The sequence below is a fragment of the Flavobacterium kayseriense genome, assembly GCF_014305095.1.
GTDB classification, from domain to species: Bacteria; Bacteroidota; Bacteroidia; order Flavobacteriales; family Flavobacteriaceae; genus Flavobacterium; species Flavobacterium kayseriense.
This window is the reverse complement of sequence record NZ_JACRUI010000002.1, coordinates 1-12247: the sequence shown is the minus strand read 5'-3', so window position 1 is coordinate 12247 and position 12247 is coordinate 1. Positions and strand designations below refer to the sequence as shown.

At 33.8% G+C, this 12247-nt stretch carries 12 protein-coding genes; 5 read left to right on the top strand and 7 right to left on the bottom strand.

Going from position 1 to position 12247, the window contains the following annotated elements:
* The first annotated feature begins 36 nt into the window (after nucleotides 1-36).
* Together H8R22_RS06410 and H8R22_RS06405 are read left to right on the top strand one after the other, a co-directional pair.
* The gene (locus H8R22_RS06410) at nucleotides 37-801 is read left to right on the top strand and encodes an MBL fold metallo-hydrolase (protein WP_187009630.1); all 765 of its coding nucleotides are present in this window, start codon (nucleotides 37-39) and stop codon (nucleotides 799-801) included.
* Between the two features lie 10 nt (nucleotides 802-811).
* Nucleotides 812-1312: a hypothetical protein gene (locus tag H8R22_RS06405; RefSeq protein ID WP_187009629.1), complete on the top strand. Its 501-nt coding sequence runs from the start codon at nucleotides 812-814 to the stop codon at nucleotides 1310-1312.
* A 35-nt stretch (nucleotides 1313-1347) separates the two neighbouring features.
* Here the strand turns inward: H8R22_RS06405 and H8R22_RS06400 are convergent, their stop codons facing one another.
* Genes H8R22_RS06400 through H8R22_RS06385 form a run of 4 tightly spaced genes read right to left on the bottom strand, consistent with a single transcriptional unit; the run spans nucleotide 1348 to nucleotide 5560 of the window.
* A complete protein-coding gene (locus H8R22_RS06400) occupies nucleotides 1348-1998 on the bottom strand; it encodes an alpha/beta hydrolase (RefSeq protein WP_187009628.1) in 651 nt (216 codons plus the stop codon).
* Nucleotides 1999-2031: 33 nt separating this feature from the next.
* Nucleotides 2032-2361: a hypothetical protein gene (locus H8R22_RS06395; RefSeq protein ID WP_187009627.1), complete on the bottom strand. Its 330-nt coding sequence runs from the start codon at nucleotides 2359-2361 to the stop codon at nucleotides 2032-2034.
* A 2-nt stretch (nucleotides 2362-2363) separates the two neighbouring features.
* Nucleotides 2364-3617: a dihydroorotase gene (locus tag H8R22_RS06390; RefSeq protein ID WP_187009626.1), complete on the bottom strand. Its 1254-nt coding sequence runs from the start codon at nucleotides 3615-3617 to the stop codon at nucleotides 2364-2366.
* Nucleotides 3618-3631: 14 nt separating this feature from the next.
* Nucleotides 3632-5560: a vWA domain-containing protein gene (locus H8R22_RS06385; protein WP_187009625.1), complete on the bottom strand. Its 1929-nt coding sequence runs from the start codon at nucleotides 5558-5560 to the stop codon at nucleotides 3632-3634.
* A 220-nt stretch (nucleotides 5561-5780) separates the two neighbouring features.
* Here H8R22_RS06385 and H8R22_RS06380 point away from each other — a divergent pair, with 220 nt between their 5' ends.
* Nucleotides 5781-6896: a lactonase family protein gene (locus H8R22_RS06380; RefSeq protein WP_187009624.1), complete on the top strand. Its 1116-nt coding sequence runs from the start codon at nucleotides 5781-5783 to the stop codon at nucleotides 6894-6896.
* Nucleotides 6897-6950: 54 nt separating this feature from the next.
* Here H8R22_RS06380 and H8R22_RS06375 read toward each other — a convergent pair whose 3' ends face one another.
* The 3 genes from H8R22_RS06375 to H8R22_RS06365 form a co-directional block, all read right to left on the bottom strand.
* Nucleotides 6951-8303, bottom strand: a complete 1353-nt coding sequence (locus H8R22_RS06375; protein ID WP_187009623.1) for a DEAD/DEAH box helicase — start codon at nucleotides 8301-8303, stop codon at nucleotides 6951-6953.
* A 90-nt stretch (nucleotides 8304-8393) separates the two neighbouring features.
* Nucleotides 8394-9158 (bottom strand): TIGR02757 family protein, encoded by a 765-nt coding sequence (locus H8R22_RS06370; RefSeq protein WP_187009622.1) that lies wholly within the window; start codon nucleotides 9156-9158, stop codon nucleotides 8394-8396.
* A gap of 154 nt (nucleotides 9159-9312) precedes the next feature.
* Nucleotides 9313-9975 carry an ABC transporter ATP-binding protein gene (locus tag H8R22_RS06365; protein WP_187009621.1) on the bottom strand — a complete coding sequence of 221 codons (663 nt, stop codon included), beginning with the start codon at nucleotides 9973-9975 and terminating at the stop codon, nucleotides 9313-9315.
* 185 nt (nucleotides 9976-10160) lie between these two features.
* On the opposite strand from H8R22_RS06365, the gene msrA reads away from it, so the two are divergent.
* Nucleotides 10161-10706 carry a peptide-methionine (S)-S-oxide reductase MsrA gene (gene msrA / locus H8R22_RS06360; RefSeq protein ID WP_187009620.1) on the top strand — a complete coding sequence of 182 codons (546 nt, stop codon included), beginning with the start codon at nucleotides 10161-10163 and terminating at the stop codon, nucleotides 10704-10706.
* Between the two features lie 47 nt (nucleotides 10707-10753).
* Complete coding sequence (locus H8R22_RS06355) at nucleotides 10754-11050, top strand: hypothetical protein (protein WP_187009619.1); 297 nt, start codon at nucleotides 10754-10756, stop codon at nucleotides 11048-11050.
* The last annotated feature ends 1197 nt before the right edge of the window (nucleotides 11051-12247 follow it).

Here is a 12247-nt window from a genome sequence, read left to right as displayed (position 1 = left end):
GAATTAATCCTATTTTTGTAAAAAAAATAAATTGTAGTGAAGGTATATTTTTTAGGTACTGGTACATCTCAAGGTATTCCTATAATTGGGAGTAAGCATCCGGTTTGTTTGAGCACGAATTTTAAGGATAAAAGGCTTCGTGTTTCCATAATGATTTCATGGGACAACTATACTTTTGTTGTGGATTGTGGTCCTGATTTTAGACAGCAAATGTTAGCCTCTAAATGCGAGAAAGTAGATGGGATTATTTTTACTCATGAGCATGCTGATCATACTGCAGGTATTGATGATATTCGTCCGTTTAATTTTAGACAAGGAGAAATTCCCGTATATGCACATTCAAGGGTGATTGATAATTTAAAAAAACGTTTTGATTATGTTTTTGAAACCATCAACAAGTATCCTGGTGCACCATCTGTAAAAACAATTGAGGTTGTTAATAATGTGCCGTTTGAAATAGGGAGCAAAATCGCGATCCCTATTAATGTAATGCACGGTAATCTTCAGGTTTTTGGTTATCGAGTTGATAATTTTGCTTACTTAACAGATGTTAAAACAATTGATTCTGCAGAAATTAAGAAACTAATGGGATTAGATGTTTTGGTTATTAATGCCCTTAGAGAAGAACCGCACAATACCCACTTTAACCTAGAGGAGGCACTAGAATTTATTGCATTAGTAAAGCCAAAAAAAGCTTATTTAACGCATATAAGTCACCTGTTAGGATTTCACGAAGAGGTACAGAAACAACTACCGCCGAATGTTTTCCTTGCCTATGATAATTTAGAAATTTCTTTATAAAACAACAACAATGAAAAAATCGTTTTTCCTGTATGCCTTTATTTTAGTAGCTCTTATGAATGTTTTTACTTATATGTTTTTAAGTAAAGAAGTAGAATTTGAGCAAAAAAGATTCGAAAAAACTACAAAAAGGTTAAAAGACAGTTTAACCTCTATTACTGCAAAACTAAATGATGCCAATTATTTTTCCTTGGAGAACAATGAAAATGCTCAAAATTATTTTGAAACGGCAAACAGTCAAAAAGTAATTCAATATGAAAAATTGATTCCGTTTGTTACTGAAAAACTGTTAGACCTAAATGCTAACCCAAAGGGAAATCCTTTCGTAGGACAAGATCAGATAGGTGCCAACAAATTTATTATCAATAAGGTCAAAGTTTTAAACCACCGATGGATCATTGCTGATTTCAGTGATGGTGAATATTGGGGTGAAGTTTTGTTAAAGTATTTTGTCAATGATGATCAAACAATCACATTTGAAACCAACCAATCCCTATTGTATCAAAAATAAAAGAAAGGTTCCAAATTATTTTGGAACCTTTTTTTTTACTGATTTGCTAACCAATTTTTAAAGTCATAAAAAACTTGAGGGGATATACCGTGACCTATTGGGTATTCTTTGTACTCTGATTTAATTCCTATTTGTTCTAAAAAGGGTTGTGTTTTCTTAGCCCAACCAATAGGAATTACTTGATCTACAGTACCGTGTGAAGTGAAGATTTTAAGATTTGAAAAATCATTATTTTGATATCCTTCCTTCAAGATGTCTTCATTCAGATAGCCGCTTAAACCAATCACCTTTTGAACTTTTTGCGGATAGGATAGCGCTACAGCAAGACTTAAAATTGAACCTTGACTAAAACCTAATAGGTTTATGTTTCCTGCATCAATTGGATATGTTGCTATTAACTCATCTATAAACGCTACAATTGCATCTCTTGATTGAATAGCTTGATTATTGTCAGAAAATTTATTTTGATTTGCGTCAAAGTTGATAGCATACCAAGCATAGCTGCCATATTGCAAGTCGTAAGGGGCTCTTGCAGAAATCACATAATAATTATCGGGTAATTCCTCTGCGAATGAAAATAGATCGGCTTCATTACTACCGTACCCGTGTAGTAAAAGTAATAGCGGATTTTTATCTAATTTTATTTTAGGTTCTCTAATCTGGTATTCGAATGCTAAATTGCTCATGTAAGTTTTTTAAAGTAAAAATGTAGTTTATGGTTATCCAATACTAGAAAACCATCTTTGAAAGTAATTACCTAAAAGAGGCATTGGTTTTGTTGATCCATTAATGGCGCTAAAAATGCCGTAAGACCACAGTATCGATACGAAGATCCACATTGGTGCAGATATCATTAAGCTATCGAAATTACTAATTATTAATCCTAATGAAATAAAAGTGATTGTAATTCCTAGTCCTTGACGAATGTGAAAAGAAGCAAACTTATTTTTGTCATCAGCATTCATAGACATTGCTATAAATACTCCTATTCCTAATATATAACAGGTGATAGCTGCTGTTTTACCTTCGTCGATTGTTTTTTTGTCCATTTTTATGCTAAAGTTATTTTACCTTGATTAATTACACCATATACTTTTCCACTAGTTTTTTGACCTAAAAAAGCGGAGTTTTTAGATTTTGATAAAATGGATGCTTTGGTGAAAACACCACTGCCTTCCGGAGAAAATAATGTCATATTTACTTTGCTGCCTTCCTGAATAATATCTCTTTCTATTTTAAAAACTTCTTTTCCCACTGTTAATTTTTCGATTATTTTTTCAAGTGGTAAAATCGTCATCAAAACCCCAAAAGCACTTTCTAACCCGATGGTTCCATTTTTGGCCATGTCAAACTCCATTTTTTTATGTTCGATATCTATTGGGTTATGATCTGATGTTATCATGTCTATTGTGTCATCAAGAATACCTTCCAATAATGCTTGCCTGTCAACTTCTGTTCGTAAGGGAGGAGCCACTTTAAAGCGAGTGTCAAAACCTTCTAATTTTTCATCTGTAAGCGCAAGATGGTGTACAGATACGCTGCACGAAACATTTAAACCTTTTGCTTTAGCCTCTTTTATTAAGGCAACGCTTTTAGCAGTCGAGATAGTTGGAATATGTAATTTTCCTCCAGTGTACTCTAATAAAAATAAATTTCGAGCAATTTGTAATTCTTCAGCAAGATTAGGGATTCCTTTAAGACCTAATCCAGTAGAAACAATTCCTTCATTTGCTACACCATTCCCCCTTATTTTTTCATCTTGCGGAAAAGTAATAACTAGACTATCAAAATCTTGAACATACTGCAAAGCTATTTTTAAGAGGTTAGCATTAGCTATGCTTTTATTATAATCACCAAATGCTATTGCTCCCGCTTTAGTCATATCGAACAATTCTGCCATATCATGCCCTGCAGCTTCCTTTGTCAATGTGCCAATTGGGTACAATTGAGTTGCAAAGCCCAGAGACTTATTTCGAACAAAATTTACTTGCGATTGATTATCAATAACGGGGAAGGAGTTAGGCTGCAAGGCTATAGCGCTAAACCCACTTTTAGCCGCAACTAGTAAACCATTGGCAATAGTTTCTCTGTCTTCAAAACCTGGTTCACCTAGCGAAACGCTGCTATCAAACCAACCTTCGGAAACATGAAGGTTTTCTAGTGTTATTTCTTCTATTTTCTCTTCATTGGTAATCGATGCAGCTATTTTTTTTATCAAACCATTTGCAATAAGAATATCAACGGTTTTATTGTGAAAAGGACTTTGAGAACTTATTACTTTCGCGCTTCGGAGGATTATATTCATAGGATAGCTACTATTTATTTTATAAATTTTATGATTGCCATTTCTGCAAGTAACAACAACAACGCAAAGGTAACAAACCATTTCCAAAGTTGATTGTCTGATCGCTCGCTTTGTAAGTCATCGAAAACAGTTTTTACAGAGTCGATTGATTTGTAGTCAGACCAGTTTTTATTATTGGCTTCGGCCAAATTACTTTCTGTTCTACTAGTATTGAAACTAATATTGTCTATCCACTGTTGCTTGTTATAAATTTCAAAATTACCCGGCTCAGCAGGATAATCACCAAAAGTTAATTTGACTCTATTATTCATGATCTGCTGAATGGGAATAAACTGTTCTATTTTGTTTCTCACTTCTAAAATAGCATCCTTGCTAAGTTGGACATCAACAATATGTGGAATGCTTGAACCTATGGTAACTGAACTTATACCGTTTTTTCCATCATTCAATCCCATTTTATAAAAAGTAGGTACAATGAGTGGAGACTTTTGGAAATTAGAGTTAGTAAGATTCAACGGTGCGGCAAAAACGTACACATTACTACCAAAAGCAGTTAATGATGTTAAAAAATCTGATTGGTCGTCGTAATACAACGCAGCAGGATTTTTCGTTTTAATGGTAAAAGAGCCAGATGTCGAAGGGTATTGGAAATTACTTACCTTATTTTCAAATACTGACGCATATAAAGGATGACTAAAGTTTATTTTAGATACTAATTTGTCTACAATTTCAAATCTACCAATTTGAATTGAACCAAAATTATTCAAAAAGCTGGTAAGATTTGGTGTGTTAGCTGACAAAGAGGGTATTAAAACCAGGTTGCCACCCTTTTCTACAACTGATTTTAATGTAGTTTGCAATGCTTGCGGTAAAATCTCTAACTCGTTTAAAACTATCACATCTTGTTTTTCTAAAATGTTGTAGTCTAAATTAGAAATGGTGGTACTCGTGTAATTAAATTCGTCATTTGTATAAATGCGACTCAAAAAACGATTAGCTTCCGCATCGCCAATAGCTAGTACATTTATTTTTTTTATTTTTGAAATGCTAAAATATAAATTGTTGTCATAGGCCAAGCCATTATCGGTTATCGAAATGTATCCATGAAAAACTTGTTTGGGAATAGTGAATTTTAAACTTTTTTTTGCTCCTTCTACTGTTGCTATGGTTTTAGCAATAAGTTTATTATTGTTGTATATGGCTACTGGTACTGGTTTTACATCATCACCATAGCTAGATAAATCAACACCTATTTCATAAAAGTCAGTTGTAGTTTCTTTTATATAGACACTATCTACTGAAACGTTATTTTTTTGTTCCGCTTTAGGAATAATAAAATAGGCCTTATCATTTTTGCCAATAGTTTGAACTTGCTTTTTCTGTAACCCGACACCATCTGTGATGATAATAATATCTTTGTTATGAGCAGATTGGTGCGCATTGACCTTGGTGATTAAATTATCAAGTTGGAAAGGGATGGCACTATATTTAATATTCTGCAAAGCACTTTGAATTGATTTTATATCGGTATTCCAATAACTTTCAGAACTAGTAAGTAGCGAAAAACGAGTGTCCTCGGGCGTATCTTCTAGTAATTCTTGAACGGCACGGCGTAATATTTCTCCTTTTTGACCTTTGGCCTGCATACTATAAGAGTTATCTAAAATAATATACATTTCATTTGAACTAGAAACACTGTCTTTCGCCGGAAAAAAAGGTTGGGCAAACGCAATTATTATGCTTGTTAATAACAGCAAACGAGTGGCCAGTAACAACCATTTTTTCAATGTTGCACTTTTTCGAGTTTGTACGCTAAGTACTTTTAAGAATTGTACATTGGTGAAATACTCCTTTTTGAAACGGCGAAATTGAAACAAATGAACCAAAATAGGTACAATCAAAAGGAATAGAAAGTAAAGGATTTCGGGATATTTAAAATGCATTCGTTAGTTAGGTTGGCGTCACTGAATTTTATTCAATGAAGTTAATTTATTATTTCAGTCAAAAATACAAATTTGTAACAGTTGTTACTTCTCAATTTTCTATTATTTTGATACTACTTTTTTTGTACCAAACTTGATGCGTGTTACAGCATCAAATTTAGGAAAGAATTCAATTGGCTTCTTTTTATTATCTATCTTAGCTTGTATTAAATTATCACATATGAAAAAAATTGGGTTAACAATAGGAATCACCTTCCTACTCTTATCTGCGCAAGCACAAAAAACAAATTTCAATTTACTAGTGGGAACTTATACCAATAAGTGTGATAGTAGAGGAATCTATATTTATGATTTTGACTCAAAGAATGCGGATTTTGAATTTAAAAATGCTACCAATGATGTCGTTAATCCGAGCTATTTAACGGTTTCAAAAGAGAATAATTTTGTTTATTCCGTTAATGAAAACGGGAAAGAAAGTACAGTTAGTTCTTTTGCCTACTCACCTATATCAGGGTCCATAGATTTTATAAATAAAGAGACTTCGCAAGGTGCTGATCCCTGCTTTATCATTGACGACTCTAAAAATGTAATTGTTTCAAATTATTCGGGGGGCAATATCGCAGTTTTTGGAAAAAATAAAGATGGAAGTATTACATCCGCCAAACAAGTTGTTACTCATAAAGGGAGTAGCATTAATAAGAGACGACAAGAAAAGCCACATGCTCACATGGTTCACTTTTCACGTGATAAAAAATACGTTTTAGCAAATGATTTAGGAATTGATAAGATTTATATTTATAAATACAACCCTAATGCACAGGATAATATTCTCGCTAGTTCAGATAGTGTTGCTGTTAAGCCAGGGAGTGGTCCAAGACATTTAACCTTCAGTAAAAATGGGAAGTATATTTATCTCCTTCAGGAATTAGATGGTGGTTTAACTGTTTTTACTTACGCCAAAGGTAAACTAGTTAAGATCCAAGAAACTTCAATCCTTGCTCATGATTTTAAAGGAATCGTTGGCGCAGCAGATATTCACCTATCTCCTGATGGTTTATTTTTATATGCAACAAATAGGGGAGAGGCTAATACAATTACTATTTTCAAAATTCTTAAAAATGGATTACTTGAGCAAATCGGTGTTGAAAGTACATTAGGTAAAGGTCCGAGAAATTTTGTGATTGATCCAACTGGAAACTTTTTATTGGTGGGCCATCAACATTCGAATGAAATAGTCATATTTAAACGAGATAAAGTTTCAGGAGGTTTAACAGATACAGGAAAACGAATTGAACTCTGTGCACCTGTTTGTTTAATATTCACGCCTAATAAGTAAACTTTTGCGCTTAAAAAAACGCGATAAATTTTAATTTATCGCGTTTTTGCTTTTTTATTTATTCTTATCTTTTCTTTTCTTATCCCTAGTTTTTAGCATGTTTCTATTAACAGAACCATGTGTTTTTTTCTTGGTGACACCAGGTCCACCTAAATTTACTTTTTTATTCTTTTTAGACTTTTCATGGAACGCACCATCACCATCTAGTTTTTTCTTCTTCATTAAAAACTTAACAGCCTGCCTGTCTTTCTCAGGTTCTATAAGCTTATCTGAGACTTCTACCTCTGCTGGGAAAGCTTCTATTTCCAGTTCCATGTTCATTAACACTTCAACTTCAACCTTAGCTTCTTCTTCTCTAGGTGTAATAAAACTAACTGCAGTTCCAGTCGCATCGGCGCGTCCTGTTCTACCGATTCGGTGCATGTACAATTCTCCAACTTCAGGCATTTCAAAGTTAATAACGTGGGTAATGTTAGAGATGTCTAAACCCCTTGCCATAATATCTGTAGTAATCAACCCTCTAAGATTTCCTTCTTGAAAAGAAGCCATTGTACTCAATCGATAGTTTTGAGACTTGTTAGAATGTATAACTCCAAATTGATCTTCAAAATCTTCCTCAATGCGGTCATGTAGCATATCAGAGATTTTTTTATTATTCACAAAAACCAACACACGACTCATGTCCTCGTTCGTCTTTAGCAAATGTTTTAAAAGATTTACTTTGGTATTGAAATTTGGAACATTGTAAGTGATTTGCTTTATGTTTTCTAATGGTGTTCCTGATGCAGATAATGTTACTTCTTCAGGGTAATCAAAGTAATCATTTAATATAGCATCGACTTCATCTGTCATTGTTGCTGAGAAAAGAATATTTTGACGTCTTTTAGGCATCATAGCCAAAATTGATGTCAATTGGGTTCTAAAACCTAAGTTAAGCATTTCATCAAACTCATCTATAACAAGTTTTTGCATTTCTTCAAAACGAATAACATTGTCTAATGTCAAATCCATTATTCTTCCTGGCGTTCCTACTAGAATATCACAACCAGTATAGACTATTGTTTTTTGAGTATTGATATTTACTCCTCCAAAAATTCCTACCGTACGAACTGACATGTATTTGGTCAATTTTTCAACTTCTTCCACCACTTGAACAACTAGTTCACGTGTTGGGACAAGTATTACTAATTTAGGGGTGTGACCGGGAGTAAATTTATAAAGCTTTAATAGCGGCAATAAGTAAGCAAAAGTTTTTCCTGTTCCAGTTTGTGCAATACCCATCATATCTCTACCAGACATAATTACTGAAAATGATTTTTCCTGAATAGGAGTTGGAGTTGTAAATCCTAAATCATCAATTGCTTTTTGTACTGATTTGGGAAGATTAAATTGCTCGAAAGTAGCCATAAAACGTAAATTTTGTGCAAAGGTACGTTAAAATAGTTAAATCACTTAAATAGTACCTTGCTAACCTTCGTTTAACAACTAATATCAGAGCTAAAATCCTTCAAATACTCCCAGGCCAAACAATGCAAAATCATATTTTACAGGATCTTGGGGATCTAACTCCCTTAATTTTGAATCCAATTCAGCTAATGCTTTAGCGTCATTTTGCTTACGAGTTAATAAACCAAGTTTACGGGCGACATTTCCAGAGTGAACATCTAAGGGGCAGGAGAGTGCCGCAGGAGGAATACTATCCCAAATTCCTAAATCAACTCCTTTTTTATCATTCCTAACCATCCATCGGAGATACATGTTGATACGCTTGGCTGCTGAATTGTTTAAAGGATCGGATACATGTTTTTGAGTTCGCTGTAAATGCGGAACTTCAAAAAACATTTTTTTAAATTCTGATATGCTTCTTTGCATCGAATCTCGTTCTTGATTTTTTGCAAAAGCTGCTTCTAGTCCGCCGTGAACTTTATAAATGTGCTTGAGAGATTTGATAAACTGAACATAATCTACACCGTTAAAGGTTCGGTGCACAAAGTTGTCTAGTTGTTCCAGTTGAGTATCAGTATGTGACATGACAAAATCATAGGGAGCGTTTCCCATGAGGTCAATCATTTTTTTAGAGTTTCTTATAATCATCGTACGGTTTCCCCATGCTATTGTAGCGCTTAGAAATCCTGAGATTTCAACATCTTCTTTTTGAGTGAAAAGATGCGGAATTTGTACAGGATCACTTTCGATAAAATCTAAGGTATTGTATTGCTGTACTTTTTGATCTAAAAAATCTTTGAGTTCGGGTTGGGTCATCGTTAAAGGCTAAGTTTCTTTGGTTTTGTAGTAGTGTGTTCTGTACTTTATTTAGCCCAGATAGGAGCGGCATCCTTTTTTAGATTAGCCTTGTTTACGGAATCGGAAGTAGGTTAAATCTAAAAAAGATAAAGTGGATAGCTAGAAATAGCTACTAATTACTGACTAAACCATCGACCATTACCAGCTTTCTGTCGGCCATGTTTGCTAAGTCCTCGTTATGAGTCACGATAACAAAAGTTTGCCCCAACTCATCTCTCAATTTAAAAAAGAGTTGGTGTAAATTTTCAGCAGATGCCGTGTCTAGATTCCCTGATGGTTCATCAGCAAAAATAATTGCGGGTTTATTGATCAAAGCTCGAGCAACAGCCACACGCTGCTGTTCTCCGCCCGAAAGTTCATTTGGTTTGTGGTTAATACGGTGAGATAGTCCTAAATATTCTAATAACTTTTTTGCTTCCGTTTCAGTTTCCTGTTTGGGTTTGTTAGCTATGAAGGCAGGAATACATACATTTTCTAACGCCGTAAATTCGGGTAGTAGTTGGTGGAACTGAAAAATAAAACCCAAATTTAAGTTTCTAAATTTTGATAAAGTTTTATCATTCATCGATAATATGTCTTCACCGTTTATTTTTAATTCGATACCTTCAACTGTGCTAGGTTTGTCTAATGTGCCTAGAATTTGCAGTAAAGTTGTTTTTCCTGCACCCGATGCGCCAACAATCGATACAATTTCTCCTGCTTTGATATGCAGGTCAACCCCTTTTAAAACTTGAAGTTGGTCGTAAAATTTATGTATATTTTTTGCTTGAATCATTTTTACTATTTTTACAAAGAAACAAAGTTTTTACTGATTATTTATATGTTTTTCTTGTGACAACCTATAAATTTTAGTTAATGAATTCCTTTGTTAGTGACATAAAACTGTAAATTTGGTTGAGGTTTAGGATTAGTACACAGGAAGTAGAAATCTTGACCTTTAATAATGAAAACGCATATAATATGGAATTACAAGAAGGATTAGAAGTTGCAACTTTTGCAGGAGGATGTTTTTGGTGTACCGAGGCTGTTTTTTTAGAGCTAAAAGGAGTACATAGTGTAGTGTCAGGTTATATAGGCGGTGAGGTCGAAAATCCTTCCTATGCAGCAATTTGTAAAGGGGACACTGGGCACGCAGAAGCGATAAGAATCACTTTCGATTCTAATGTAATTTCATTTGGAACACTCTTAGAGTTGTTTTTCGCTACACACGATCCTACAACATTGAACCGTCAAGGCAATGACATTGGTACGCAATATCGATCTGAAATTTTTTATCATAGTCAGTTTCAAAAAGAGTTATCTCAGGCCTATATGGATTTGCTTACACAAGAAAAGGTTTTTGATAAGCCTATTGTAACCAAATTGTCAGCTGTGTCTAAATTTTATGAAGCCGAGGAGTATCATCAAAATTATTACAATCAAAACAAATTGCAAGGGTACTGTTCTTACGTCATTACCCCAAAAATAGACAAGTTGCACAAAGTCTTTCAAGAATTGTTAAAGTAGGAGCCTTTGGCATTAGATTTGTTTCTTAATGTTAAAACAGTACAATCATGATCGATCAAGTACAATCCATTGAAGCCAAAAGCAAGACACGTAATCTTATATTAGGAATTATATTCGACGCGATCGGTATGTTGTCATTTACAATTCCTTTATTGGGTGAATTCTCAGATGTAGTTTGGGCACCTATTGCTGGATATTTAATGACAACAATGTACAAGGGCAAGGTTGGTAAAATTGGAGGTGTCATCACTTTCCTAGAGGAGTTGTTCCCATTTACTGATTTTATACCCTCATTTACACTAACGTGGATTTACAATTATCTAATTAAGAGCAGTAAAATCTAAGTCAGTTACCACTGCAAGTTTTTGATTAATGTACAAAGTCAAAATAGTTATCCAAAGGCAAAGTAATTTTTTTTAGGAGCTTATTCCTGCTATTCGTTTCAATCTTTTATGGGAAAAAGAATTCCCATAAAAGGATTTCCACTACTATCAGGGCTAGGGTAGTGGTGGTTCTAGATACATCTTTTTCATAATACATAATTAAATGATTGTACCAGCGGCTAAAATTGTATTAATAAGCTACTTTAATATAGAAGACAGTTTTGTATGAGTAAATAAATAAGATAGGAGTGTGTTTGCGTATCATGAATAAATCTTCAAAAAGACTACCTTATAAATAGGAGATAACAGTATGTTATAACAATATCTTCTATTTGCTGTCTACAATATTCCAAATCAAGATTTGTTTAAAAGCGTAAACATACATTATATAGTGTAAGGTTTCGATACTGTATACAACAGAAACCAATAAGCGCAATATGAACCACTAATGTGCAAAAAATCGTTTAATCTGCGAGCCAATTTACTCCTGCTAGAAAACCTACTCGATATGTGCTAAATATATAATCACCTGCTCCGTAATCATAATCAGACAGAACAATCCAAGACAATCAATAGTTATAACACCTATATATAGGACAATGCATCGCTATTAAGCCAAAGACAGTACAATTGTATCAGCTAAAACAATAAATCTGCAAAAATCCGTTTAATTAGCGTGCCAACTTACTCAAATCACAAAACCTTCTCGAATTGTGTCCACTCCACGATTATCTGAACTACAATCACAATCAGTCAGAACAATCTACGTCAATACTTAGCTACAATATATGGATACAATAGGATAAGACATTTCGATTAACCCAAACACAGCACATACATAATCTTTAAAACCATTAATTCGTCAAAACACACATGATCTACGTGCCCATACCTATTAATAGCACCATTATCCAGGTATAACTCTAGCAAAAATCTAGATACCCTCATAACAATAAATACTTTTTTCTTACAAACGTACAAAACAGCAAATTTCGATCAACTGTAATAATATTGTTTTTCAGTCTGTTAAAACCAAGATAGAAAAAAGATTAAAAAAAGTATGTTGTAAAGTATTGATTAACGGTAAAGACTCAGTACTTTTGCACCCGCAACAACGATTACGTTCACTGACACACTGGCAAGCATTACTGATATATA

Coding starts and splice junctions, on each gene's coding strand:
- H8R22_RS06380 (WP_187009624.1), top strand. CDS start 5,781: ATGAAAAAAATTGGGTTAACAATAGGAATCACCTTCCTACTCTTATCT.
- H8R22_RS06370 (WP_187009622.1), bottom strand. CDS start 9,158: ATGACCCAACCCGAACTCAAAGATTTTTTAGATCAAAAAGTACAGCAA.
- H8R22_RS06365 (WP_187009621.1), bottom strand. CDS start 9,975: ATGATTCAAGCAAAAAATATACATAAATTTTACGACCAACTTCAAGTT.
- H8R22_RS06395 (WP_187009627.1), bottom strand. CDS start 2,361: ATGGACAAAAAAACAATCGACGAAGGTAAAACAGCAGCTATCACCTGT.
- H8R22_RS06375 (WP_187009623.1), bottom strand. CDS start 8,303: ATGGCTACTTTCGAGCAATTTAATCTTCCCAAATCAGTACAAAAAGCA.
- H8R22_RS06400 (WP_187009628.1), bottom strand. CDS start 1,998: ATGAGCAATTTAGCATTCGAATACCAGATTAGAGAACCTAAAATAAAA.
- H8R22_RS06355 (WP_187009619.1), top strand. CDS start 10,754: ATGATCGATCAAGTACAATCCATTGAAGCCAAAAGCAAGACACGTAAT.
- H8R22_RS06385 (WP_187009625.1), bottom strand. CDS start 5,560: ATGCATTTTAAATATCCCGAAATCCTTTACTTTCTATTCCTTTTGATT.
- H8R22_RS06405 (WP_187009629.1), top strand. CDS start 812: ATGAAAAAATCGTTTTTCCTGTATGCCTTTATTTTAGTAGCTCTTATG.
- H8R22_RS06390 (WP_187009626.1), bottom strand. CDS start 3,617: ATGAATATAATCCTCCGAAGCGCGAAAGTAATAAGTTCTCAAAGTCCT.
- msrA (WP_187009620.1), top strand. CDS start 10,161: ATGGAATTACAAGAAGGATTAGAAGTTGCAACTTTTGCAGGAGGATGT.